The sequence below is a fragment of the Micromonospora sp. NPDC050417 genome, from assembly GCF_044458865.1.
Classification (GTDB): domain Bacteria; phylum Actinomycetota; class Actinomycetes; order Mycobacteriales; family Micromonosporaceae; genus Micromonospora_G.
On sequence record NZ_JBITIH010000035.1, the window covers coordinates 20,003 to 45,353 of the forward strand.

15 protein-coding genes and 6 tRNA genes are annotated in these 25,351 nt (G+C 69.9%); 12 read left to right on the plus strand and 9 right to left on the minus strand.

All coding sequences use genetic code 11. The annotated features are described in order from the left end of the window. Positions 1–22: 22 nt before the first annotated feature. From ACIBF5_RS30425 to asnB, 9 genes are all read left to right on the plus strand, one after another. Positions 23–1,630: a tryptophan halogenase family protein gene (locus ACIBF5_RS30425; RefSeq protein ID WP_396816379.1), complete on the plus strand. Its 1,608-nt coding sequence runs from the start codon at positions 23–25 to the stop codon at positions 1,628–1,630. 29 nt (positions 1,631–1,659) lie between these two features. Next, positions 1,660–2,538, plus strand: coding sequence for an alpha/beta hydrolase (locus ACIBF5_RS30430; RefSeq protein ID WP_396816380.1), 879 nt, complete (start codon positions 1,660–1,662; stop codon positions 2,536–2,538). Between the two features lie 75 nt (positions 2,539–2,613). Next, a complete protein-coding gene (locus ACIBF5_RS30435; protein ID WP_396816381.1) occupies positions 2,614–7,146 on the plus strand; it encodes an amino acid adenylation domain-containing protein in 4,533 nt (1,510 codons plus the stop codon). Continuing rightward, positions 7,143–11,138, plus strand: a complete 3,996-nt coding sequence (locus ACIBF5_RS30440) for an amino acid adenylation domain-containing protein (RefSeq protein ID WP_396816382.1) — start codon at positions 7,143–7,145, stop codon at positions 11,136–11,138. Before ACIBF5_RS30435 ends, ACIBF5_RS30440 begins: the two co-directional genes overlap by 4 nt. Further along, the gene (locus ACIBF5_RS30445; protein WP_396816383.1) at positions 11,135–12,223 is read left to right on the plus strand and encodes a Gfo/Idh/MocA family oxidoreductase; all 1,089 of its coding nucleotides are present in this window, start codon (positions 11,135–11,137) and stop codon (positions 12,221–12,223) included. The genes ACIBF5_RS30440 and ACIBF5_RS30445 overlap by 4 nt, the downstream gene beginning before the upstream one ends. Positions 12,224–12,355: 132 nt before the next feature. Beyond that, positions 12,356–14,119, plus strand: a complete 1,764-nt coding sequence (locus tag ACIBF5_RS30450) for an ABC transporter ATP-binding protein (RefSeq protein ID WP_396816384.1) — start codon at positions 12,356–12,358, stop codon at positions 14,117–14,119. Beyond that, the gene (locus ACIBF5_RS30455; protein ID WP_396816385.1) at positions 14,116–15,831 is read left to right on the plus strand and encodes an ABC transporter ATP-binding protein; all 1,716 of its coding nucleotides are present in this window, start codon (positions 14,116–14,118) and stop codon (positions 15,829–15,831) included. Before ACIBF5_RS30450 ends, ACIBF5_RS30455 begins: the two co-directional genes overlap by 4 nt. A gap of 6 nt (positions 15,832–15,837) precedes the next feature. Next, positions 15,838–16,626 (plus strand): thioesterase II family protein, encoded by a 789-nt coding sequence (locus ACIBF5_RS30460; protein WP_396816386.1) that lies wholly within the window; start codon positions 15,838–15,840, stop codon positions 16,624–16,626. Between the two features lie 45 nt (positions 16,627–16,671). Next, a complete protein-coding gene (asnB, locus tag ACIBF5_RS30465; protein ID WP_396816387.1) occupies positions 16,672–18,513 on the plus strand; it encodes an asparagine synthase (glutamine-hydrolyzing) in 1,842 nt (613 codons plus the stop codon). Between the two features lie 126 nt (positions 18,514–18,639). On the opposite strand, the gene ACIBF5_RS30470 is transcribed toward asnB, so the two are convergent. Further along, complete coding sequence (locus ACIBF5_RS30470; RefSeq protein ID WP_396816388.1) at positions 18,640–19,326, minus strand: TetR/AcrR family transcriptional regulator; 687 nt, start codon at positions 19,324–19,326, stop codon at positions 18,640–18,642. 238 nt (positions 19,327–19,564) lie between these two features. After that, complete coding sequence (locus ACIBF5_RS30475) at positions 19,565–20,989, minus strand: MFS transporter (RefSeq protein ID WP_396816389.1); 1,425 nt, start codon at positions 20,987–20,989, stop codon at positions 19,565–19,567. Between the two features lie 253 nt (positions 20,990–21,242). Between ACIBF5_RS30475 and ACIBF5_RS30480 the strand changes: the two genes are divergently transcribed. The 3 genes from ACIBF5_RS30480 to ACIBF5_RS30490 all read left to right on the plus strand — a co-directional run bounded on the left by ACIBF5_RS30480 (position 21,243) and on the right by ACIBF5_RS30490 (position 23,875). Continuing rightward, a complete protein-coding gene (locus tag ACIBF5_RS30480; protein ID WP_396816390.1) occupies positions 21,243–21,893 on the plus strand; it encodes a TetR/AcrR family transcriptional regulator in 651 nt (216 codons plus the stop codon). Positions 21,894–22,571: 678 nt separating this feature from the next. Beyond that, positions 22,572–23,699 (plus strand): DUF1996 domain-containing protein, encoded by a 1,128-nt coding sequence (locus tag ACIBF5_RS30485; RefSeq protein WP_396816391.1) that lies wholly within the window; start codon positions 22,572–22,574, stop codon positions 23,697–23,699. A gap of 38 nt (positions 23,700–23,737) precedes the next feature. Further along, positions 23,738–23,875 carry a hypothetical protein gene (locus ACIBF5_RS30490; protein ID WP_396816392.1) on the plus strand — a complete coding sequence of 46 codons (138 nt, stop codon included), beginning with the start codon at positions 23,738–23,740 and terminating at the stop codon, positions 23,873–23,875. Positions 23,876–24,095: 220 nt separating this feature from the next. On the opposite strand, the gene ACIBF5_RS30495 is transcribed toward ACIBF5_RS30490, so the two are convergent. The 7 genes from ACIBF5_RS30495 to ACIBF5_RS30525 form a co-directional block, all read right to left on the minus strand. Next, positions 24,096–24,656, minus strand: a complete 561-nt coding sequence (locus ACIBF5_RS30495; RefSeq protein WP_396816393.1) for a DinB family protein — start codon at positions 24,654–24,656, stop codon at positions 24,096–24,098. A gap of 200 nt (positions 24,657–24,856) precedes the next feature. After that, positions 24,857–24,927: transfer RNA gene (locus ACIBF5_RS30500), tRNA-Cys, on the minus strand. A gap of 9 nt (positions 24,928–24,936) precedes the next feature. Then, positions 24,937–25,020 (minus strand) — tRNA-Tyr (locus tag ACIBF5_RS30505). Positions 25,021–25,046: 26 nt separating this feature from the next. Then, positions 25,047–25,120: transfer RNA gene (locus ACIBF5_RS30510), tRNA-His, on the minus strand. A 2-nt stretch (positions 25,121–25,122) separates the two neighbouring features. After that, positions 25,123–25,194, minus strand: a tRNA-Val gene (locus ACIBF5_RS30515). 5 nt (positions 25,195–25,199) lie between these two features. Continuing rightward, positions 25,200–25,269 (minus strand) — tRNA-Met (locus ACIBF5_RS30520). Between the two features lie 2 nt (positions 25,270–25,271). After that, positions 25,272–25,343: transfer RNA gene (locus tag ACIBF5_RS30525), tRNA-Lys, on the minus strand. Positions 25,344–25,351: the final 8 nt, after the last annotated feature.

Below are 25,351 nucleotides of genomic sequence, written 5' to 3' on the forward strand. Positions count from 1 at the left end.
CGGTGCAAAGGAGAAAGCCGCAATGACTGTCAGTGGTGCCACCCCGAAGAACCCGGGCGACCCCGGCAAGACACAGCGAGTGGTGATCGTCGGTGGCGGCACGGCGGGCTGGATGACGGCGTCGTACCTGGCCGCCGCGTTCGGTGACCGGGTCGACCTGACGGTCGTCGAGTCGGCCGCCATCGGCACCATCGGAGTCGGCGAGGCCACCTTCAGCGACATCCGTCACTTCTTCGAGTTCCTGCGGCTGGCCGAGTCCGACTGGATGCCCGCCTGCAACGCCACCTACAAGCTGGCCGTTCGGTTCGAGAACTGGCGCAAGCCGGGCCATCACTTCTACCACCCGTTCGAGCAGATGGGATCGGTTGACGGGTTCCCGCTCAGCGACTGGTGGCTGCGCTACCCGACGACGACACGCTTCGACAAGGACTGCTTCGTCATGGCGTCGCTGTGTGACGCCGAGCGCTCACCCCGCTACCTCGACGGGGGCCTGGTCGACCAGGGGTTCGTCGAGCAGGCCCAGGACGAGACCTCGGCCCGGTCGAGCATCGCGGAGTACCAGGGCGCGCAGTTCCCCTACGCCTACCACTTCGAGGCGCACCTGCTGGCGAAGTTCCTGACCGACTACTCCACCCAGCGCGGCGTCAAGCACGTCGTCGACAACGTCGTGGACGTGGCGCTCGACGAGCAAGGGTTCGTCTCGCACGTACGCACCGCCGAGCACGGCGACCTCGCCGCCGACCTGTTCGTCGACTGCACCGGCTTCCGCGCCCTGCTGATGAACAAGGCGCTTGGTGAGCCGTTCCTGTCCTACCAGGACACGCTCCCCAACGACAGCGCGGTCGCCCTCCAGGTGCCCTTGGACATGGACAGGAAGCCGCTGCGACCGTGTACGACGGCGACTGCCCAGGAGGCGGGCTGGATCTGGACGATCCCGCTGATCAGCCGCATCGGCACCGGCTACGTCTACGCCAGCGAGTACACCACGCCGGAGGAGGCCGAGCGCGTGTTGCGCGAGTTCGTCGGCCCCGAGGCGGCCGAGGTGCCCGCGAACCACATCCGGATGCGTATCGGGCGCAGCCGCCGGTCGTGGGTGAAGAACTGCGTCGCGGTCGGCCTGTCGAGTGGGTTCGTCGAGCCGCTGGAGTCGACCGGCATCTTCTTCATCCACCACGCCATCGAGCAGATGGTCAAGTACTTCCCGTCCGGGCGCGAGAACGACACGTTGCGCGAGCAGTACAACCGGTCCATCGCGCACGTCATGGACGGTGTGCGCGAGTTCCTCTGTCTGCACTACCGGGGCGCGCAGCGGGCTGACAACCAGTACTGGAAGGACACCAAGACCCGGGTGATCCCCGACGGTCTGGCCGAGCGTATCGAGATCTGGCAGCACAAGGTCCCGGACTCGGAGTCGGTCTACCCGTACTACCACGGCCTGCCGCCCTACTCGTACAACTGCATCCTGCTGGGGGCGGGCGGGATCGACGTCCGTCACTCGCCTGCCATCGACCTGCTCGACCCGCAGGCGGCCATGGCCGAGTTCGAGCGCATCCGCGTGAAGGCGAGAAAGCTGGTGCAGGAACTCCCCACACAGAACGAGTACTTCGCCGCCATGCGCGCCAACCAGTAGCGCGGTCCCGGCACCGGAGGGGAGTGACGGTGTACCTCACGTACGACCAACGGTCCTTGGACATCCAGTACTCGCCGAGTTCGTGCGTTCCGGACATCAATATCTTCCTGCGCGAATATGCCGATCGTAGTGCGGTGGCACGGGAGAAGCTGGATGTGCGTTCCGGTGTACGTTGCGGACCACGGCCCGAACAGTTGTTTGACTACTTTCCCGCCGACAGCGATGGTGGCCCGTTGCTGGTGTTCATCCACGGCGGCTACTGGCAAGAGCTGAGCAGGATCGAATCGGCCTTCATGGCGTTGGACCTGGTGCCGCGCGGAATATCCGTCGCGGCGTTGGGCTACGGTCTCGCACCCGCGTACCGGCTGCCGGAGATCGTCGACATGGTCGCCGAGGGAGTCCGCTGGATCTGTGGGAACGTCAGCCAACTGCCCGCGAGCCCTGGGGCGGTCTACCTGAGCGGGTGCTCCGCGGGAGCGCACCTGGCCGTCATGTCGCTGCTCGACGAATCCGGTTGGCGGCGAGACGGAAAACGGCCGGACCACGAGGTGGCGGGCGCGGTCCTGCTCAGTGGCGTCTACGACCTTGAGCCTGTCCGTCTGACCTACGTGAACAAGCCGCTGGGGCTGGACGCCCAGACGGCCCGCGCCTGTAGCCCGTTGCACAGGTTGCCGTCGGCGCTGCCGCCACTGGTCGTCGCGCGGGGCGGGAACGAGACGGACGAGTTCGGCAGACAGCAGGCGGAGTTCGTGGCCGCCGTCCGGGCCGGCGGCGGCCAGGTGGCGGATCTCGTCGTACCGTCGCGGAATCATTTCGATCTGGCTTTCGATCTCGGCGTTCCCGGGACGGCGCTGGGTGATTCCCTGACCGAATTGATCGACGGCACCCGGTGTTTTCCGGTCCGGTAGGTGTGATGTCGCCGCGGAGTCGATAGCGTGCAAGGGAGCTGGGAAATGTTATCGGAGAATGCTGACCGCGGCGCGATGACACGGGACGCCGGGATGGACCGGGACGCCCTGCGCACCGCGGTGTCCGACATGCTGGGCATGGAGTTGACCGCGGCGGACGACGACGGCAACCTGTTCGAACTCGGCCTGCAGTCACTGCACCTGATGCGGCTCACCACCGCATTCAACGGCGCGGGCGCCGAGGTCACGTTCGCGCAGCTCTCCTCCGACCCGCGACTGTCGGCGTGGGCCGGGCTGCTCGGTCCCGCCGCCCCGGCGGCGCCCGCGCCGCGCACGCCCGAGACCCGCCACCACGACCCGGACCAAGCCTTCCCGCTCACCCCCGTCCAACAGGCATACCTGTTCGGTCGATCGGGCGACCACGCGCTCGGCGATGTCGGCTGCCACAACTACCTAGAGTTCGACGCATCCGAACTGGACCCCCGACGGCTCGAACAGGCCGTCCGGGCGCTGATCGCGCGCCACCCGATGCTCCGGGCGCGGTTCGACGACGACGCAACCCAGCAGGTCCTGCCGGAGACCCCGTGGCCGGGGCTGACCGTGCACGATTTCCGCGACCGCTCCGCAGCCGACGCGACCGCAGCAGCGCTGGCGCTCCGCGACCGGCTCTCCCACCGCATCCTGGAAGTCGGTCGCGGGGAGGTCGTCGATGTGCTGCTCACCCGGCTGCCCGGCGGAGTGGACCGGCTGCACGTCAACATCGACCTGCTGGCCGTGGACCTGGCAAGCTTCCGGGTGGTCCTCTCCGACCTGGTTGCTCTGTACGACGCCCCGGAGGCTCTCGGCGAAATCGGTTACACCTTCGGCGGGTACCTCGCGGACCAGGCCGACACCCGCGCGGCCGAGCGCGAACGGGCCGAACCGTACTGGCGGCGGCGGTTGCCGTCGTTACCGGGCGGCCCGAAGCTGCCGCTGGCGGCCGACCCCGAGGCGGTCACCGTCCAGAGGTTCGTCCGCCGGTCCTTCGACCTCACCGCGGATCAGTGCCAGGACCTGGAGCGGCGGGCGGGTGCGGCGGGGCTGACGTCCGCGGCCGTGCTGGCCACCGCGTACGCCACGGTCCTGAGCCGCTGGAGCGGAGACGAGCACTTCCTGCTCAGCCTGCCGCTGTTCGATCGTGACCTCGACGCACACCCCGACATGACCCGACTCGTCGGCGACTTCTCCGGGCTCGTGTTGCTCGAGGTCGACCTGTCCGGCGACAGCTTCGTCGACCGCGCACGCACCCTGCAGAAGCAGATGCACGAGGACATCGGGCACGCCGCCTACACCGGCGTCGACGTGCTGCGCGACTTCACCCGCGCCGACCTGGACTCGCCGCGCGCGGCGCCCGTCGTCTTCTCTCTCGACCTGTCCGCCCCGTTGATACCCGAGGAGTTCGCCGGCCGCTTCGGTGAGCCGACGTGGATGATCTCCCAGACCCCGCAGGTCTGGCTCGACCACCAGATCTACCGCACCAGCGACGGCACTGTGCGCATGGTGTGGGACGCCGTCGAGGCGCTCTTCCCCGACGGGATGCTGGACGCGATGATGTCCGCCTACGAGGCGCTGGTCCGCGACCTGCTGACGGGCACGTGGCGCGGTGCGGTGCCGGAGATTCCGCTGCCCGCCGTGGCGCGACAGACACGGGCGGCGGTCAACTCGTCGACCCGCGCGATCACCGTCAACCTCCTGCACACGCGGTTCTTCGAGCGGGCGGGCGAGCGGGGTGGGCGGCCCGCGCTGCTCTGGGGCGAGCGGGAAGAGCTGGCCCACGCCGAGCTTGCCGAACGCGCCCTGCGGGTCGCGGGCGCGCTGGCCCGGCGTGGTGCCGGTCGCGGCTCGTACGTGGCCGTGGTCGCCCCGAAGGGTGCGCAGCAGATCGTGGCCGTGCTCGGTGTCCTCGCCGCGGGTGCGGCGTACGTCCCGGTCGGCGTGGACCAGCCCGCCGAGCGGCGCGCTCGCATCCTCGAACTGAGCGGCGCCCGGGTGGTCCTCGACGGCAGCGGGCTGCTCGGTCCGACCGAGGCCGGTGTCGACACCCTGACGATCGACGCGGCCGAACAGGCCGAGCCGTTGGCCGGTCCGGTGCCGGCCGACGCCGATGACACCGCGTACGTGATCTTCACGTCGGGTTCGACCGGCCTACCCAAGGGCGTCGAGCTCACCCACCGCGCTGCGGTCAACACCGTCGAGGACATCAACGAACGGTTCGCCATCGGGGCCGACGACCGCGTCCTGGCGGTGTCCGCGCTGGACTTCGACCTGTCGGTGTGGGACATCTTCGGGTTCCTCGCCGTGGGCGGCGCCGCGGTCCTGGTGCCCGAGACGGGCAGGCGTGACGCCACCGAGTGGCTGACGCTGTGCCATCGGCACGGGGTGACGGTCTGGAACACCGTTCCCGCCCTGCTCGACATGCTGCTCACCGCCGCAGGCGAGGCCCCGCTGCCCGGCACGATGCGACTGGCCCTGCTCTCTGGTGACTGGATCGGGCTCGACCTGCCCGGCAGGCTGGCCGGCGCGACGGACGGGCGGTGCCGGTTCGTTTCACTCGGCGGCGCCACCGAGGCGGCGATCTGGTCGAACTCCTACGAGGTCGCCGAGGTACCCGAAGGCTGGCGGTCGATCCCGTACGGCACCCCGCTGCGGAACCAGAAGTTCCGTGTGGTCGACAGCCGTGGCCGGGACTGCCCCGACTGGGTGCCCGGCGAGCTGTGGATCGGCGGCGCCGGTGTGGCGTTGGGCTACCGGGGCGACCACGAGTTGAGCGCGGCTCGTTTCCCGGTGGTGGACGGAGAGCGCTGGTACCGCACCGGCGACCTCGGCCGTTACTGGCCCGACGGCAACCTGGAGTTCCTGGGCCGCCTCGACCATCAGGTGAAGATCAACGGTTTCCGGGTCGAGCTGGGGGAGATCGAGTCCTGCCTCCAAACCCACCCCGAGGTCACCCAGGCCGTCGCCGTCGTCGTCACCGAAGGACGGCGCGAAGTGGTCGCCGCCGTGGTCGAGCGGTCCTCCACGTCCGAATCCGGACTTTCGGACGTCGAGCGCGCCGCCGTGCGTACGGCCAACGATTTCCTGCCGCCCGCGACCAGCGCGGCGGCGGCGGACGCCGACCCGCTCCTGCTCGAACACCAACTGGTGGAGGTGCTGCTGACAGAGGTCGTCGCGCCGCTGATCGCACCCGGCACCACGTCCCTGTCCGTCTGCGCCGGACAACGCCCGGTCGTCGACATCTGGCTCGAATATCTGGCGAACCGCGACGTCCTGTCCCACCCGCACCGGGGGTACGCGCACGGGCCGCGGTGGGCCGAGGTCACCGACCCGACATGGGCCAAGCGAGTCCGCGAATGCGCCCGGGGCACCCGCCTGGAACAGGTCGCGACGACCCTGGAGTGGGCCGCGCCGCTCTACACGGCCATCGTCTCCGGCGACGCCGACGCCACCGCGTTGCTGGACGACCCGGTGCTGGCCCCGGAGGCACTCAACGACCTGATGCCCGCCACAGCCGAGTGTCTCGCCGCGGTCGCGCAGGACCTGCGGGAGCGCGGGGGCACGTCGCCGCAGGCCGTCGGGGAGTGGCAGGCCGACAGCGGTCGCGGCGCCGCCCGGCTGCTGGCGGCACTGCCCGACGACGCAGTCGACTACACCCTGCTCGGGGCCTCGAAGCCCGCGCTGGCCAAGGCCGAGACGCTGCTGCGCGAGCGCGGTCGCCGCGTACGCGTCGCGGTGCAGGGTGCCGACGCGATCGTCGCGCGGCACGTCCACGCCTTCGACGCGATCGTGGCGAACAGCGTCCTGCACCGGATGTCCGATCCGGAGACGGCCGTGGCCGTCATGGCGCTGCTGCTCGCCCCGGGCGGGCGACTGTACCTGCTCGAACGCGCTCACCCGACACCACTCGCGCTGGCGACGGCGCTGCCGTTGGAGGCGCGGGCGGGCCGGTTCGACGAGGACAGGTCAGCCGGGTGGCTCCACGGCCCCGAGCGATGGACGCGGGCGTGTACGGCAGCCGGACTGGGCGACGTACGGGTGCTGCGTACCGAGGCCACCGGCGAGATCCTGCTGACCGCTGATCGGCCCGCGACAGCGGGTGGCGTCGACGTGGACCGGTTGCGTCGGTGGGTCGAGGACCGGCTGCCCGAGCACATGGTGCCCGCCCACGTCGCCGTGTTGCCGGCGCTGCCGCTCAGCGCCAACGGCAAGGTCGATCGGCGGCGGATCCAGGTGGTCCTGGAGCAGGCCGTCGACCGGCCCCGCGACGTGGGCGACACGCCGAGGGGCGGCACCGAGGCTTTCGTCGCCGAACGGTGGGTGAAGCTGCTCGGCCTGGACGCGGTGGGCCGGGACGAGAACTTCTTCCGGCTCGGCGGCGACAGCCTGCTCGCCACTCGTTTCGTCGCCGAGGTGCGCGGGATGTGGGGCGTCGACCTGCCCATGCGCGATGTGATGCGTACGCCGAGCGTTGCCGGGTTGGGCGCGCTCATCGACGAGCTGCGTGACGCGGCGGGCCAGCCCCAGCCTGCGGGCTGGGACAGTGCCGAGGATTTCGAAGAAGGTGCGGTGTGAACGCCAGCGACCTGCTCGACGAGTTCGCCAACGCGGGTATCCGGGTATGGCGCGAGGGCCAGCAGCTACGGTTCCGCGCCCCCCAGGGCGTCATGACCGACGAACGCCTCGCCCTGCTGCGCCGTACCAAGAGCGAGTTGCTGGCCAGCATGGCCGACACCGCCGCGAACCCCGCGTCGACGACCGGTTCGGTGTGGCGGGACCAGCCCGAGGCGCGGGACGAGCCCTTCCCACTGACCGACATCCAGTCGGCCTACCTGTTCGGCCGTAACCCGGCCTTCGACTACGGCGGCGTCTCCTGCCACCTCTACCAGGAGTTCGAGTACCCCGCGGGCATCGACCCGGATCGGATGCGACAGGCGTGGGACGCCCTGGTGCGCTGCCACGACACCCTGCGGACCGTCATCCGGCAGGACGGCTCCCAGTGCGTGCTGCCCGCGCCGCCGGGCACCGGCATCGCGGTCGTCGACCTGCGCGGGGCGTCCGCCGACACCGTGGAGAAAGCGATCGCTGCGGTGCGTGGCGAGCTGTCGCACAAGGTGCACCCCACGGGCGAGCGTCCGATGTACGAACTGCGCCTCACCTTGTCCGGTGACCGCAGCGTGCTGCACGTGTCCGTGGACTTCATGGCCCTTGACTGGCTCAGCCTGCAGATCGTCCTCTCCGAACTGGACCGCCGCTACCAACAGCCGGACGACGTCTTGCCCCCGGTGGACGCCACCTTCCGCGACTACGTCCTGGCCGAGCACCGACTGCGCGACTCCGACGAGTACGCGCGCGACCGCGCCTACTGGCTGGAGCGCCTCGACGAGCTGCCCGGTGCCCCGGCGCTCCCGCTGCGCGACGACCACGACCCGGCCACGGCGGCCCCGCGGTTCCGCCGCCTGACCGCCACGGTGGACGACCGCGTGTGGCAGTCGCTGAAGACGCGCGCGACCGAGCATGGCATCACCCCGGCCAACGCCGTGCTGGCCGCGTACGCGGAGACTGTCGGCCGCTGGAGCGGTGCCGACCGGTTCTGTATCGGGCTGCCGGTGCTCAACCGAATGCCGTTGCACCCTCACGTCGACCGGCTGCTCGGCGATTTCACCTCGCTGAGCGTGCTCGCCGTGGAGCCTGTGGGCCGGACGAGTTTCGTCGACCGGGCCCGCGCTCTCGGTGAGCGGGTGTTCGACGACCTCGATCACCGGCTGTTCAGCGGCGTGGAGGTGCTGCGCGAGCTGGCCCGGCGCCGTGGCCGGGAGGCCGCCGCTGTGCTGCCGGTGGTGTTCACCGGCAGTATCGGAGTCGGGGGCGGCCTGCCGTCGGTTGCGGGCCGCAAGCCGAGACCGGCGTACGGGATCAGCCAGACGCCGCAGGTGTGGATCGACTGCCAGGTGGGTGACCAGTTCGGCGGCCTGGACATGAACTGGGACGTGCGGGAGGAGGTCTTCCCCGACGGCCTGGTGGACGAGATGTTCGCCGCGTTCCTGGGACTGCTGCACCGGTTGGCCGAGCGTGACGCGCCGTGGGCCGAGGTCGAACCACAGCCGTTGCCGCGCGGGCAGCGTGCCCGCCGGACCGCGGCGAACGCGACGAACACGCCCGTGCCGGACGGTCTGCTGCATGGGCCGTTGGTGGCCTACGCCCGTCAGAACCCCGACCGGGTGGCCGTGGTCGACACCGCAGGTTCGTTGACCTACGGGGACTGGCTGGGCCGCGCCGCCGGGGTCGCCGAGCGGTTGCGCGCCATGGGGTGCCGCCCGGGGGACTTCGTCGGCGTCCTGATCGACAAATCTCTGGACCAGGCCGTGGGCGTGCTCGGCGTGCTCCTGGCGGGCGGTGTGTACGTCCCCGTCGACCTGGGCCAACCCACGGTTCGTCGGGACCGGATCCTCACCGACAGCGGTGCCCGGTTCGCCGTCGTCGCGGGTGCCACGGCCGGTCCGCTGCCCGAGGAGGTCCGCGCCGTCGACGTGGCGGACACGCGGCCGGTGCCCGTGGCGGAGATCCCCGACGACATCCAGGTGGCGCAGACCGGGCTCGCCTACGTCATGCACACCTCGGGATCGACCGGGGTTCCCAAGGGCGTGATGATCAGCCACCGCGCCGCCGCCAACACCGTGCACGACATCAACACGCGTTTCGGTGTCACCGGTGCTGACCGGGTGCTCGGCCTCGCCGCGTTGAGCTTTGACCTGTCCGTCTACGACCTGTTCGGCCCGCCGGCCCTCGGTGCCGCCCTGGTGTTGCCCGACCCTGCGCGCCGTGGCGACCCGTCGCACTGGGCGGCGATGGTGGCCGCGTACGGCGTCACGCTCTGGAACTCCGTTCCCGCGCAGTTGCAGATGCTGATGCACTACCTGGACATCGAACACGCCGACCTGTCCAGTCTGCGGCTGGCGCTGCTGTCGGGGGACTGGATCCCGCTGTCGTTGCCCGGCCATGCCGGACGGCACGTGCCCGGCGCCGAACTGGTCAGCCTGGGTGGGGCGACGGAGGCGGCGATCTGGTCGAACTACCACCGCATCCGCGCCGTCGAGCCGCACTGGCGCAGCATCCCGTACGGACTGCCGCTGGCGAACCAGCGTTTCCACGTGCTCGACTCCGCGCTGCGCGACCGGCCCGACCTGGTCGCGGGCGAGCTGTTCATCGCGGGCACCGGGTTGGCCGACGGCTACCTCAACGACCCTGAGCGTACGGCTGAGCGGTTCGTCCACCACCCGGAGACGGGGGAGCGGCTGTACCGTACCGGCGACCTCGGCCGCTACCTGCCCGACGGTGAGATCGAGTTCCTCGGCCGCGCCGACCAGCAGGTCAAGATCCGTGGCCACCGGATCGAGCTCGGTGAGATCGAGGCGGTGCTCGGCGGGCACCCCGGGGTCGGCACCTGCGTGGTGCTGGCCTCGGGCAGTGACGCGCTTCAACGGGCACTGGTCGCCTTCGTGGTGCCCGAGGGTTCGCCCGGGACCGCAGACCCCACCGAACTCGTCACCTGGGTGGCCGACCGGCTGCCCGCACACATGGTCCCCGCGCGGGTGCGCGTCGTCGAGACGCTGCCCCTGACCGCGAACGGAAAGGTCGACCGCAAGCGGCTGCTGCAGTCGGCACCCGTGGCGACCACGGCGCCCGGCGGGCCGGCCGAACCGCCGCTGCCCGGCGTCGAGCAGCGGATCGCCCAGCTGTGGGGCGAGGTGCTCGGCAGCCAGCCGTCGAGCCGGGAGTTGGGGTTCTTCGACGCGGGCGGCAACTCGCTGCTGGCCGCGCGGTTCGTCGGACAGGTCCGCGAACACGTGCCCGAGGCCGCACGGGTCCCCTTCGACGTGTTGCTGCGGGCACTGCTCGACGCGCCGACGGTTGCCGGCCTGGCACAGCGGTTGGGGCCCGGCGCAGCGCCGGAGCAGGAGCCGGGCGCCTCCGGGACGGCCCAGCGGTCGCCGCTGGTCCCGCTCGCCGGGTCGGGCCCCGGACCGGTGCGGCTGCTCGTGCACGACGGCACGGGCACGCTCGCGGCGCTGCGGGCGCTGACCCAGGGGCTCGCTGCGGGCGGACCGGTGTTCGGGCTCGCCGTGCCCGACAGTGGCCGCCTCCTCGGGCTCGACCCGGCGACTCTGGTCGAGGACCTGGCTGTCGACTACGCGGGCGAGGTACGAGCCGCTGGGTTCGACGACGTCGAGGTGATCGGTTACTGCCTGGGAGCCCCGGTCGCGCTGGAACTGGCCAGGGCGCTGAGCGAGGCGGGCGCGACGGTGCGGCTGACCGTCGTGTCCGGACACCGCGTCCCGCGCTACGAGCCGCAACCGTACGCCGGAGACGTCACCCTTCTCCGGCCCGTGGAGTCCGGGCGCTTCCTCTCGGGTCCGGAGGAGGACGTGGCCAGCTTCTGGCGTGAGGTCTGCCTGGGCGAGGTGACGGTCGTGGACATCCCTGGTGACCAGGTCAGTTGCGTGCAGCCGCCCGACGCGGCGCGGCCGGTGGTCGCGATCACGGCCGGGCCGGTGGAGAGCCGATGACTCGCGCGCTGTCGAGTCCGATGCGCGTCGTCGTCTGCGGCACGCGGTTCGGCCAGGTCTACCTGGCGGCCATCGCCCGCGCTCCGGAGTTGTTCGAACTCGCGGGCATCGTCGCCCGGGGCAGTGCCCGGTCCGCGGCGCTCGCGCAGGAGTACGGCGTCCCGCTGTACTCCTCGGTCGCACAGTTGCCCGACGACATCGATGCCGCTTGCGTCGTGGTGTCGACCGCGGTCAGCGGTGGGTCGGGGGCGGAACTGGCCAAGGCTCTGCTCGCCCGCGGTATCCATGTGCTCCAGGAACATCCGGTGCACCCGGCGGAGTTGGCCGAGTGTCTGCGGGAGGCGCGCCGCGCCGGGGTCCAGTACCTCGTGAACACGTTCTACCCGCATGTGGAACCGGTTCGGCGGTTCACCTCGGCCGCCCGCAGGCTGGTCCGCTCGCGCAAGCCGGTGTTCGTCGACGCGGTGTGCGCCGTGCAGGTCTGCTTCGACCTGCTCGACATCCTCGCCGAGATCTTCGACGGACTGCGGCCGTGGTCGTTGTACGCCATAGGCGACCGGCCGGGTCGACCGCTGACCAGCGTGGACGGGCAGGTTGCGGGCGTACCGCTGACGCTGCGGGTGGAGAACCGGATGCAGGCGGGGGACGACAGTACGAGCCTGTTGATGCACCGGATCACCGTTGGCACCGACGCGGGCAATCTGATGCTGGCCAACACCCACGGCCCGGTGCTGTGGAGTCCGGTGCTGCGTGCGCCGTCGGACCCGGTGGGTCGGTTCATGACGGGGGCGTCGGGCACCGACGTGCGGTGGTCGGACGTCCTCGGCCCGACCGCGGACTATGTGGGCGCTCCTGAGACACCCACCTGGGCGACCGTCGTGCACGACCTGTGGGGGGAGGGGGTGGTGACCGCCCTGGATGACCTGCGCAAGCGCGTCGACGCGGGCGTCGACCCGTTGCAGGGCAGCCAACGCCACCTGACCGTCGCCAACGCCTGGAAGGAGTTGACCGAGGCCATCGGCTATCCCGAGGTGGCCGACCCGGAACCGGGGGACCCGCTGACGGTGGCCGATCTGGTGCGCTGAAGGTCGTCTAGGGTAAGGTAATATCGTACGCGTACGAAAAGGGATGGGAGAGCGATGAGCGCGATCCACTCCGCTGTGGCAGGAGAGCACTCCCCGCCGTCATCGGAAGCCACCTCTGCGGCCTCGCCGCCTGTGAACCCGGGACAGGTGCTGCGTCCGCACGTCAGAAGTTTCGCCGTCGTCGCGACTCTGCAGGTCGTCGGCGCCGTCGCAGGGCTGGCACCACTGCTCGCGGTCGTCGAGCTGGGTCGCGCCCTTCTGGCGCCCGGCCCGGTCGACCGAGACCACGTCTGGACCGTCGTGCTCCTGGGCGCGGTCGGTCTGTTCGTCCGGCTGGTCTTCACCGGCGCGTCGTCGGGACTCGGCCACATCCTCGACGGGAAGGTGCAGCTCTCGCTGCGCCGGGAACTGGCCGCCAGCCTTGGCCGCGCGCCCATCGGCTGGTTCTCCCGCCGCCGCAGCGGCGAGCTGGCAAAGGTGGTCGGCGAGGACGTCAACGCCCTGCACCCGTTCATCGCCCACGCTCCCGGCGAACTCGTCTCCGCGTTCGTCGTGCCGCTGGTGTCGCTGGTCTACCTGCTGACCATCGACTGGCGACTCACCCTGATCACCCTGATTCCCGTGGTGCTGGCCATCGCGCACGTCCCACTGCTGATGACCCCGGCGCGCACGCGCGAGCAGAAGGACTTCGACTCGGCGATGGGCCGGATCGCGAGCTCCGTGGTGGAGTTCGTGCAGGGCATCTCCGTGGTGAAGGCGTTCGGCGGCTCGGCGCGGGCTCACCGCAAGTTCCTCAGCGCCGCCGACGACTTCGTCGACATCTTCACCCGGTGGGTGCGCGGTGTCTCCGCGGTCGCCGCCGGGATGCAGCTGGCGCTGTCGCCCCCCTTCGTGTTGGTGGTCGTGCTGGTCGGCGGCACCGTGCGGATCACGTCCGGTGACATGGCCCCGGCCGACCTGCTGCCCTTCCTGCTGCTCGGACTGGGCCTCACCGCCCCGGTCGCCGCCCTCGGCCACGGCTTCGACGACATGCAGGCCGCCGGGCGGGCGGTCGGCCGGATCCGCGAGGTTCTGGGCACGGAAGCGCTACCGGAGCCGGCACGCCCTGTCCCCCCGCAGGACAACCGGGTCGAGCTGCGTGACGTCCGTTTCGGCTATGACGACGACCACGAGGTGCTGCGTGGAATCGACCTGACGCTCGAACCGGGTACGGTCACCGCGCTCGTCGGGCCCTCTGGCAGCGGAAAGTCCACGCTGGTCCAGTTGTTGCCGCGATTCTTCGACCCCACCGGCGGTTCGGTTCACCTCGGCGGCGTCGACCTGCGCGACATCGGCAGTAAGGAGCTCTACCGCAGGGTGTCCTTCGTCCTGCAGGACGTCCGCCTGCTGCGCGCGTCCGTCGCGGACAACATCGCCCTGGCGGTACCGCACGCGGACCTCGATGACGTGGTGCGTGCCGCCCGGCTGGCGCACATTCACGACCGCATCCTCGAACTGCCCCGTGGCTACGAGACCGTGATCGGCGACGAGGTCAAGCTCTCCGGCGGCGAGGCGCAGCGCATCGCGATCGCGCGTGCCCTGGCGGCCGACACGCCCGTCCTGGTACTCGACGAGGCGACCGCCTTCGCCGACCCACAGACCGACCGGGCGGTGCGCCAGGCTCTGGCGACGCTGCGCGACCGGACCGTCCTAGTCATCGCCCATCGTCTGGAGACCATCGCCGACGCCGACGCCGTCGTGATGCTGGAGGACGGGGTGGTCGTCGCACGCGGCGGGCCGGCCGACCTGCTCGCCCAGGACGGAAAGTTCGCCGCGTTCTGGCGGACCCAGCAGTCGACGGTTGCCGACGACAGCGATGCCCGCGGTGGCGTACTGCAAGGAGACCAGCCCCGATGATCAGAATGCTGCTGCGCGTGCTCGGCGACGAGTACGCCAAGCCGATGCGCCGCACCGTCGCCCTGATGACCACGACTGCCGTGGTGGAGGGTCTGCTCTACGCGCTGCTGGTGCCCGTGCTGCGGGCACTGTTCGGAGCCACACCGTCGGACGCCTGGCCATGGTTGATCGCTTTTGCGGCGTGCGTCGCGGTCTACGCGGTGCTGCGCTACACCAGCGACCTGTCTGGCATGCGCGTCGGGACGACGATGCTGCGGGGCATGTACCACCGCCTCGGCGAGCACCTGGCCCGCCTGCCGATCGGTTGGTACAACGCCGCCCGGGTCGGCGAGGTGTCCGTCATGGCCAGCCGTGGCCTGCTCGCGGCGATGGGCGTGTCGGCGCACCTGCTGGGGCCGTTCATCTCCGCCTGCGTGACCCCGTTGACGATCATCGTGGTGGTGACGGCGTTCAACTGGCAGTTGGGGCTCGCCGCGCTGGTCGCGGCGCCGCTCGTGGTGGCCGTCCAGGTCCGGACCGCGCGGTCGATGGCCGCCAACGACGCCGAGAACGCCGAGCGCAGCAACGAGGCCAGCGCCCGGGTCATCGAGTACCTGCAGGCCCAGCCGGTGCTGCGGGCGGGCGGTCGCAGCAGCGAACGGTTCTCCCTGCTCGACGACGCACTACAGGGCGTCGAGCGGGCTTCCCGCCGACAGACGCTGTCGGTGCTGCCCGGCGCGGTGGGCATAACGCTCACCGTGCAGGCGGTCTTCACCGCATTGCTGGTCCTGGGGACCTACCTCGCGCTCGGTGGCGACATCGGCGTGGCGGAGGTCCTGACGGTCCTGGTGCTGGCCGCACGGAGCGCGGACCCGTTGTTGTCGCTGTCGGACATCGGCGGCAAGCTCCGGGGCGCACGCGCCGAGTTGGACCGGCTCGACAAGGTGCTGCGCACCGAGCCGCTTCCTGAGGCGACCTCGCCGGTCCAGCCGCAGCGGTTCGACCTGGAGTTCGATTCGGTCACCTTCCGTCACGGTGACCGCGTGGTACTCGACGGCGTGTCGCTGTCGGTCCCGCAGGGTCAGCGGCTGGCCGTCGTCGGGCCGTCCGGGGCGGGCAAGACCACCTTGCTGCAACTGCTTGCCCGCTTCTACGACGTGGACTCCGGCGCTGTGCGGGTGGGCGGTGTCGACGTGCGCGACATCGACCCCGAGGTGCTGATGGCGCAGACCGCCATCGTCTTTCAGGACGTCTACCTCTTCGACGGCACCATCGAGGAGAACGTGCGGCTCGGCCGTCCCGACGCCAGCGAGGCCGAGGTCCGGGCGGCGGCGACCGCCGCGCGGCTCGACGAGGTCGTCGAGCGGTTGCCCGGGGGGTGGGCCGCTGACGTCGGCGAGGGCGGTGCGCTGCTCTCCGGCGGCGAACGCCAGCGGGTGTCGATCGCGCGGGCCCTGCTGAAGAACGCGCAGGTCGTGCTCCTCGACGAGGTGACCTCGGCGCTGGATCCGTCGAACGAGGCGGCCGTCCACGACGGCATCGAACGCCTGATGGCGGGCCGGACGGTGGTGATGGTCGCGCACCGGATGCGGACCGTCCAACGCGCCGACCGCGTCGTCTTCGTCAGCGGCGGGCGGGTCGTCGAGGAGGGCAGCCACGATGAGCTGCTGCGCCGCGGTGGTCGCTACGCCGACTTCTGGAGCATCTCCATGTCGCCCGTCGCGAGCGAATGAGTCGGGATGTCGGTCGACGACCTGTCTCTGGGAGCCTTTCGTAGGCCCGCACCCCGGCCGTACGCCCGGGCCCGGGTGGTGCTGTTCCCGCACGGCGGGGGTAGTGCGAGCTACTACCGGTCGTGGGCCGCGTCGGCGCCCTGGGACGTGGAGTTCCTGAGCGTTCAGTATCCGGGCCGGGAGGATCGGTTCGCCGAGCCGGTGCCTCCGGACATGCGGGGTCTCGTCGATGTCCTGGCGGCGGGCCTGGTAGTGGGCGGGCCGCCGCTGCCCAGCATCCTGTTCGGACACAGCATGGGCGCGGTCGTCGCCTACGAGATCGCCCGCCGCCTCACAGCGGCGGGCGACCCGCCGGCGGCGCTGGTCGTTTCCGGGCACCCCGCCCCGCACCTGGCGCGACCGGGCCGGGTGCACCTCGGCAGCGACGACGAGCTGGTCGAGGAGTTGCGTCGCACCGAGGCCACGCACCTGGACATTCTCGACGACCCGGCGCTCATCCAGGCGTTCCTGCCGGTCATTCGATCCGACTATCGCGTGAGCGAGACCTACCGGCCGCTCCCCGGGGCGCGGCTGCGGACCCCGGTCACCGTGTGGTACGGCGACCGGGACCCGGAAGTCACCGCACGGGAAGCCGAGGGCTGGTGCGACGCGACCGACGGCGCGTGCGACCTCCGCGTCTTCACGGGCGGCCACTTCTACCTGGACGAGCACCGTGAGGCGGTGGTGGAACTGCTCACGGCGCGTGCCCGCGCGGTGTCCGCCACGGCGGCGGTTCCGTGGCCGTCGACCCCCTGACCAGATCGACGAGCGACACTCGAAACCAGTAGAAATGGGGATGAGATGTGCGGTATCGCCGGGTGGGTGTCGTTCGACGCCGATCTGACGCGCCAGGGTCACGCGCTCCACGCGATGACCGAGACGATGGCCTGCCGGGGGCCTGACGGCCACGGCACTTTCGTGCGTACGCACGCCGCGCTGGGACACCGGCGTCTCGCCGTCATCGACCTGCCGGGCGGCGTGCAGCCGATGAGCGTGACCACACCCGCGGGCGACGTCGCCCTGGTGTACTCCGGGGAGGTATACAACTTCCAGGAGCTGCGCGAACAGCTCAAGGCCCTCGGGCACAACTTCCGGACCGACAGCGACACCGAGGTCGTGCTCCGGGGATACCTGCAGTGGGCCGAGAGCGTCGTGGACCACCTGGAGGGCATGTACGCGTTCGCGATCTGGGACGAGCGTGACCAGAAGCTTCTCCTCGTACGCGATCGCATGGGGATCAAGCCGCTCTTCTACTACCCGACGCGGGACGGCGTCCTGTTCGGTTCCGAGCCGAAGGCGATCCTGGCGAACCCGTTGGCCCCCAAGGTGGTCGACACCGACGGGCTACGGGAGCTGTTCGCCCAAACCAAGGCGCCCGGCTGGGCGCTGTGGAGGGGCATGCACGAGGTGCTGCCCGGCACACTGGTCACGGTGGACCTCAGCGGGATCAAGCACCGCGTCTACTGGCGCCTGCGCGCGGTCGAGCACACCGACAGCCTCGACGACACCGTAGCCCGGGTGCGGGACCTGCTCACCGACGTGATCGACCACCAGTTGATCTCTGACGTGCCACAGGGCATCCTGCTCTCCGGCGGTCTGGACTCCAGCGCGATCACCTGCATCGCCGCGCAGCGGCTCGGCATGCGCGGCGAGCAGGTGCGAAGCTTTTCGGTGGACTTCGTCGGCCAGGAGGACAACTTCGTCCCGGACGAGATGCGAGACACCCCCGACTCGCCGTTCGTGCGGGACGTCGTGGCCCACGTCGGGTCCGTGCACCGGGACGTGGTGCTCGATCCCGCCGTCCTGTCCGACCCTGCGGTCCGGCGCGCGGCGGTCGCTGCCCGTGACATCCCCAACGGCTTCGGCGACCTCGACCTCTCGCTGTATCTGCTGTTCAAGGCGATCCGGGAGCACTCCACGGTCGCCCTGTCCGGAGAGTCGGCCGACGAGGTGTTCGCCGGGTACCCCTGGTTCCACCACGAGGCGGCACTGCGCGCGGACACGTTCCCGTGGATGACGGTCATCCCGCCGCTGACCCTGCCCGGACGTACCGACCACATCGAACCCGGCCTGCGAGAACGGCTCGACGTCGGCGCCTACACCGCCGACCAGTACGCCGCAGCGCTCGCCGAGGTCGAACACCTGGACGGGGAATCCGCATCCGAGCGGCGCATGCGGGTCGCCTGTCACCTGCACCTGACGAGGTTTGTGCGCTCCCTCCTGGACCGCAAGGACCGGCTGTCGATGGCGGTCGGGCTCGAGGTGCGGGTGCCGTTCTGCGACCACCGTCTCGTCGAGTACGTGTACAACACGCCGTGGTCGATGAAGGTGTCGGACGGCCGGGAGAAGAGCCTGCTGCGCCAAGCTGCCGCCCACGTGCTGCCACGGTCGGTGGTGGAGCGGGTCAAGAGCCCGTACCCGTCGACGCAGAACCCCGCGTACGCGGGAATGTTGCAGCAGCAGGCGAAGGAACTCATTGCCGACCCGGACGCGCAGGTGTTCGCGTTGATCGACAGGAACTGGACCCAGCAGGCCGTGGAGCAGGACCCGGCGCGGATGCCGGTGGCGATGCGGGGAGGCTTGGAGCGGGTGCTCGACCTGCACACGTGGTTGGAACTGCATTCGCCCGAGCTGCGGCTCTGAATTCCTGGCCGGATTCCGCCTGACATTCTGAGGGCGGGCCGCCCAACGACATGGAAGACCCGAGTCGGCAGGAAAACACATCCCTGCCGACTCGGGTCTTCCGTTGTTCCCGGAGGTGGGGGCTGCCTACCGGTCCTCGGGTGTTGTCGGGCGGCGCTCGGGCAGCAGCCCGTTGACGATCGCGGCCAGGCCCTGCCGGTGGGTGTCCCGGGCGTTGAGCTCGGCCCAGCGTCCGGCGACGGCCGCCAGCCACGGGTGCGTTGCGGTCGTCAGCCGGCCGACGACCTCGTCCTGGTGGATGGGGCCGATTCGGGCGCGACGGCGGGTGCTGGTCACGCGAATGATCAGGTTCCCCACGATGTAGAACCAGATCGTGCGGTAGATGTAAACCGCCTCGTCGGCGGTGTGGCCGTAGTCGACCGCGGCTTCTATCATCACCTCCACGATCCACAGGGCGGAGGGGGCGATGAGGTCGTCGCCGGTCAGTACCTCGATGATCCACGGGCGCTCGGCGAGCAGTTCGTAGAGCAGGACCGAGGCCGCGATGAGGCGTTCACGAGGATCGGCGGGGAACTCCGGCCGGGGCATGGTCCGGGCCTGCGACTCCAATACGTGCACGAGCAGTTCGTCTTTGTCGCGCACGTGATGGTAAATCGCCATTGGCGTGCTGCCCAGTTCGTTCGCCAGGCGCCGCATCGACAGTTTCTCGAGACCTTCGTCCTGCAGAATCCGAGCTGCCGCGGTGATGATCGCATCTAGGGACAGGCGCGGTGGTCGGCCGACGCCCCGTGTGCGAGGTACCTCTGCGCGCATCTCTCCATCCTCTAGAATGCGTTTCGTTGGTGGTGTCGGGCGGTGCCGCGCGGGGTTGTGTTCCAAGATCAGAAGATTGTGGTCTGCGGGTACACTACTTCATCGACTGTGCATGATTCGATTAAGGTCGACACGACAAACCCACTCTCCGCGTGCGGAGAGTGGGCGTCAGCGAGTCAATCGTTCATTGCGGTACCCGCCGTCGACCAGCCACCGCAATTACCCGCACAGATTGCGATCACGCGGTAGCCGATTGGTGGTCTTGTCGGTCTTTCCGTTCGCCGATCGGGTCGGGGTCGCCCTGTTGGGCCTGTGCCGGGGTGCTGGCACGGCGGAGGACCGTGAAGGCGATGACGGCGGCGACGACCCAGAGTAGGGCGCCCAGCGTCATGCCGAAGGCGTACCCGTCGCTGAGAGCGTCAGGCGTGCCCGCCTCACCGGAGTACTCGTGGGCGGCCGTGCCCAGTGCGGCGAGCCCGAGTGTGGCGCCGATCTGGCGGGAACTGTTGAGCAGGCTGGACGCGGAGCCTGTCTCGTGCGGCGCGACGCCCTGGGTGGCGGTGGAGACGACCGGCCCGAGGCAGAGCCCGAACCCGACACTGGCCACAATCGACGGGCCGAGGACGTCGGCGAGGAACGAACCCTCGGCGTCGATCAGGCCGAAGAAGGCGAATCCGACCCCGGTCACCAGTGCGCCCGTGATCATGAGAGTACGGGCGGGAACCCGGTAGCCGAGCTTGATCGCGATGACGGAGCCGACCACCACGCCGATCGCCAGCGGCAGGAACTCCAGTCCGGTCACCGCCGGGCTGGTCCCCAGCACGCGCTGCAGGTAGAGCGAGACGAAGTAGAAGGCCGAGGCCATGGTCGCGCCGAAGATGAGGTTGTAGAGGTTGGCGCCCACGACCGAGCGGTTGGTGAGCAGGCTGACTCGGACCAGCGGGTCGCGGGCCGTGGTCCGCTCGACGTAGACGAACGCGCCCAGCAGCGCGACCGCGACCGCCAGGGTGGTCAGGGTGACGGCCGAGCCCCACGAGTACCGGTCCGTGCGGACGATGCCGAACACCAGCAGCGTCATGCCCGCAGTGGCCAGGAGGGCGCCCAGTATGTCCGGGCGGCCGTGGGCCGTGGTGGGCGCGTCCGCGGCGACCCCGCGCCAGACCAGTGCCAGCGCGACGGCGGCCATGGGGACGCTGACGAACATCACCCACTCCCAGCCCGCGTACTGGGTGAGCACGCCGCCGATCAGGACGCCGAGGGCGCCGCCCGCGGCGTTCATCGCGCTCCACACGCCGAACGCCTTGATCCGGGGTCTGCCGCTGGGGAAGGTCGCGGTCAGCAGTGCCAGCGCGGCCGGGGCCAGCACGGCGGCCCCTACGCCCTGGCCGGCCCGCGCGGCCACCAAGTGGCCGGGCTCCTGGGCGAAACCGCCCGCGAGGGAGGCCACGCCGAACACGCCGAGCCCGATGAGTAGCACCCGCTTGTGGCCGTACCGGTCGGCGACCTTGCCGCCGAGCAGGAGCAGCCCGCCGAAGGTGAGGGCGTAGGCATGGATCACCCAGGTCAGGCCCAGTTCGCTGAAGCCGAGGCTTTCGGCGATCTTCGGGAGACCGAGGTTCACGACCGACAGGTCCAGCGACACCATGAACTGCACGACGGCCACCGCGGTCAGGGTCAGCCCTGGCCGAGCGCCCCGGTCGACGACCGATTGTCCGTTTGATGATCTTTTGTTAGTCACCGCGCCCCACTCCTCTGGCGTTGTGATGGGTGTCCGTCGAATTTTCGAACACGTTCTGAAATTAACATCGATGCAGGTTGGTTGTCGAGCATCCGAGCTTTTGAAGTGGCTGTCGGAGGAGCATGATGGGGCGGTGTCCGGAGTCAACACACCGCGCGTAAAAGCAGGCAGGCCGCCGATGACGTCCCGTGGCCAGATCCTGGCCGCCGCGCGCAGACTCATCGACCGCGACGGTTGGGAGCAGCTGAGCATCCGCAAGCTCGCCGCGGAGATCGGTGTCGGAGCGACCACCCTGTACCACCACGTGCAGGACAAAGAGGACCTGCTGTTCCTGCTGATCCACGAGGCCGGCGAGCAGGTCCCGCACCCCGACCTGCCCGACGAGCCGGGCGAACGCATCGTCGTGGCAGCCATGACGATCCACGACGCTCTCGCGGCGTGGCCGTGGGCCGCCGAGGTCCTCACCACCGACGGGTTCATCGCCCGGCTCGGCGACTCGGCCCTGGGACTGGTCGAAGTCATCGTGGCCGCAGCCATCCAGCGAGGGTGCACCCCCGACCAGGCCGTCCACGTCTTCCGTGGCATCTGGTACTACACCGTCGGTGAGATCCTCGTCCGGTCGCACTCCGCCCGCAGGCGGGAGTCGAACCAGCCCGTCTACCGCGACGCGTTGTTCGGCAGCCTCGACCCGGCCAAGCTGCCACACCTGGCCTCCCTCGGCGAGCGCTGGGCGGCGCTCGCCGCACGCGACACCTATTCCGACGGGCTCCGCGCCCTCGTCAACGGGCTGCTCGCCCAAGGTGGGTGCGCAGCGCCACAGGTCCCCTGAGGGGGCGGGAAGCCGGCTTTCAAGATAGCGCGCCCGCCGGCGCCCTGCCCCACTCTTCATTCGTGCCAGCCATTCATTACTGTCATTGGATAATCGGCGGTTCCGAACCGGTTGCCGCTGTTCCATTGGGTGTGGCGACGTTCGTGGCGCAGCTGGGTGAGATCTTTCAGATCCGCGAGGATGTCGTGTTGTTCAGTTCCGACCCGCCGCGCCGGGACGATCGACAAGCTGCACGAGATCAACGGTCGGCTACGTCCGCGCGGCGAGCTGTGACGACTGGGATGCGCTGGTGGAGGCGCCTCGGTGTCGATTCGGGGGTGGCCGGTGCCACCGTGCGACTGCGATGATCACGTTCGGGAGGGGCGCCGTCACAGGGTCCTCGGGCCGCTCGTCCCAGGCTGCCGTCGCGACACTCGTCCACGATCGTGGACGAGTGGGGAACGGTCGCCTGGGACGAGAATGTGATGCCCGGCGGATAACAGAAACTTCCCGATCCCGCCCGAAGGGGTGAGCGAACCAGCCAACCGGGTTGAGGATCCTTAGGTCCGTCTTAGGGCTGGCCTCAGCCGATTGATCAAGGCTTGAGGAATCGGAAGAGTACGGCTGTCGTCGTACGACCCCTTTCCAGGAGGCATCTCCATGTTCCACGCGCGACCCCGTCGATGGCGTTGCCTTGCCGTGTCCGTCGGTGTCACAGCAGTCGCCGTACTGGTGGCCGGCTGCGGGCCGAAGGGGCCGGTCACCTCCCAGCCCACCCCGTCCGGGCAGTCCGGCATCCCGGGGATGGGCCAGCCCTCGACGCCGGTGCAGGGGACCGTCCCACCGACTACGCCGACCGGCGCTCCGGCCAGCTCTCCGGCGGGTCAGCCGACCGCCGCGCCCTCGGCTTCGGCCGGTCCGGCCGGCTGGATCGCGGCCGCCGACCCGGTGACCAACGTCAAGCCGTCCCACAAGGTTCCACCGAACAAGGGCGGTTTCCACGAGTTCCAGGCGAATTGCTCGGTCAGTCGGACCAACCTCGGCGACGACCCGATCGTCTTCCCGAATCTGCCCGGGGCCTCGCACCTGCACACGTTCATGGGTAACACCACCACGAACGCGGCCTCGACCGTCGAGTCGCTGAAGAAGGGCCAGACCACCTGCAAGGCCAAGGGCGACCTCTCCGCGTACTGGATGCCGACGCTGCTCAAGGGCGACACCCCGGTCAACCCGGAGGGCCTGCAGACCATTTACTACAAGGCCGGCGTCACCGACTACCAGAGCGTCCGTCCGTTCCCGAAGGGTCTACGTTTCGTCGTCGGGAACGCCAAGAACACCGATGCGGACAAATTCCTCGACGCCACCGAAGAGGGCTTCGAGTGCGGGGACAGCTACAAGAACAAGAACATCCCGCTGACCTGCCCCACTGAACGCAGCGTCAAGCTCAACATCCGCTACCAGGCGCCGAGCTGCTGGGACGGCCTGCACCTGGACTCGCCCGACCACCAGCGCCACATGAGCTACCCGATCGACACCCACAGCGCCGCCGGCTGGGTCTGCCCCGACAGCCACCCGGTGGCGGTGCCGAAGCTGGAGTTCAAGATGGCCTGGCCGGTGAATGGCGACATGTCCAAGGTGCGCTTCGCCAGCGGGGCCGGGCCCACGTTCCACTACGACTTCTTCAACGGTTGGGAGGAACGGACCCTCGCCGCGATGGTCGCCGGGTGCATCGTCGCCGCACGGCAGTGCGACGCTCAGGGCCACGACGGCCGGGACGACCAGCAGCCGGCGCCGTACGTCCTGAACTCGGACTACGTCCTGGCCTGAGGTACGAACCCGGCGACGACGACCGTACGGAGCAGACCGTGGGTGCCCCCACCCGCGGTCTGCTCCGCTTCGGGCCGTACGTCGTGCGCCGACCGTCCGACGGTCAGCTCTTCGGAACCCATGGCTGGTCCCAGGTGCTCTCGCCCGGCCAGCCGTCGGCGTCGGTGCCGCTGTAACCGACCTTTTGCCGCCACTTGGCGTAGGACTGCCGGTCGATGTCGGACCACTGGGCGCCGGGGCCCGTCCGGGTGTGGCAGCAGTACCGGGACAACGCGATGCTCGACGGTGGGACCTGGTCGGTGGACGTGGCGGTCGGCCCGCCCGGCGGGGGCGGCGGAGGCGGTACGCCGGGGCGTCACCCGCTCCGCCTGCCTGATGCTGCGGTTTCCGGCCCGCCTACTGGCCCGTACGCCCGTCGATGCATTCGCGTAGCAGGTCCGCGTGCCCACAGTGCCGGGCGTACTCCTCGACCATGTGGACAAGGATGTCGCGGACGCTCGCCTCCCCGCCCCGGGGCAGGACAGCCATGGCACCGAGATCGGTCAGACCGTCCAACCACTCGTCGGCGGCAGCGACCTGTGCCTTCCAAACGGTGAACGCCTCCTCGACGCACGCCCGGTCGGCGACCACACCGTTGAAGTCCAGGTCGTGGTCCTCCGGGGACCAGAACAGCGGCGGCGTGTCGGGATGGCCCCGCAGCGATCGCTGAAACCAGTTGTGCTCCACCCGGGCCATGTGCCGGATCAGGCCGAGCAGGCTCAGCGTGGATGGCGGCACGGACCGGGCGGCGAGCTGGTCCGGGGAGAGGTCCTCGCACTTCATCGCGAGGGTCAGCCGGTAGTTGGTGAGGTATTCGCGTACGGTCGCCAATTCGCCGACCGGGCTGGCCGCGACCCGGGTGTCGTCCTCGGGTCGCGCCCACATCCCGTCGTAGCCGACCACATGCTGACTAGTCATGGTCACACCTTCGCCGAGGACGCCGGACGGGGCAATCCGGATTCGGTCGGCGGCGGTGACTACCGCTTGCGCGCGAGCCCGACGTGCAGGCCGGACAGGCGGGGCTCGGCGAAGGTCGGCGCTTCTGTTGCCCGGAGCGTCTTGTCGAGTGTTTGCTCGGCCCTGTTCCAGCGCCGGTCGGTCCACAGCGGATGGCATCGAGACCGAGCCGGGAATCGAACCCGGGTAGACCGCTTTGCAGGCGGCTCCCTCACCACTCGGGCACTCGGTCATGCGGTGGTGGTGCACGTCCCTGGACTCGAACCAGGTATGCCAGCGGCACCGGTTTTACAGACCGGCGGGCGTCCTGTCGCCCACGACGTGCCGGTACGCGCCGTATCGCGCGCATGAGGTGACAGGCGGGAATCGAACCCGGCGACCTCCGGAGCCACAGTCCGGTGCTCTCGCCACTGAGCTACTGTCACAGTGCCCGCACCAGGATTCGAACCTGGGACCCTCGCTTTGTAAGAGCGATGCTCTTCCGCTGAGCTATACGGGCTTGGTGGCGGGCGTCCGACTCGAACGGCGTCTCCGGATTATGAGCCCGGCATGGTTCCTACTCCACTACGCCCGCAGTACGCCGCCAGGGGCTCGAACCCTGAACCCGTGCATGAAAAGTGCACTGCTCTCCCGTTGAGCTAGCGGCGCTTGATGTG

Coding starts and splice junctions, on each gene's coding strand:
- ACIBF5_RS30480 (WP_396816390.1), top strand. CDS start 21,243: ATGACGTCCCGTGGCCAGATCCTGGCCGCCGCGCGCAGACTCATCGAC.
- ACIBF5_RS30470 (WP_396816388.1), bottom strand. CDS start 19,326: ATGCGCGCAGAGGTACCTCGCACACGGGGCGTCGGCCGACCACCGCGC.
- ACIBF5_RS30455 (WP_396816385.1), top strand. CDS start 14,116: ATGATCAGAATGCTGCTGCGCGTGCTCGGCGACGAGTACGCCAAGCCG.
- ACIBF5_RS30435 (WP_396816381.1), top strand. CDS start 2,614: ATGACACGGGACGCCGGGATGGACCGGGACGCCCTGCGCACCGCGGTG.
- ACIBF5_RS30445 (WP_396816383.1), top strand. CDS start 11,135: ATGACTCGCGCGCTGTCGAGTCCGATGCGCGTCGTCGTCTGCGGCACG.
- ACIBF5_RS30495 (WP_396816393.1), bottom strand. CDS start 24,656: ATGACTAGTCAGCATGTGGTCGGCTACGACGGGATGTGGGCGCGACCC.
- ACIBF5_RS30460 (WP_396816386.1), top strand. CDS start 15,838: ATGTCGGTCGACGACCTGTCTCTGGGAGCCTTTCGTAGGCCCGCACCC.
- ACIBF5_RS30425 (WP_396816379.1), top strand. CDS start 23: ATGACTGTCAGTGGTGCCACCCCGAAGAACCCGGGCGACCCCGGCAAG.
- asnB (WP_396816387.1), top strand. CDS start 16,672: ATGTGCGGTATCGCCGGGTGGGTGTCGTTCGACGCCGATCTGACGCGC.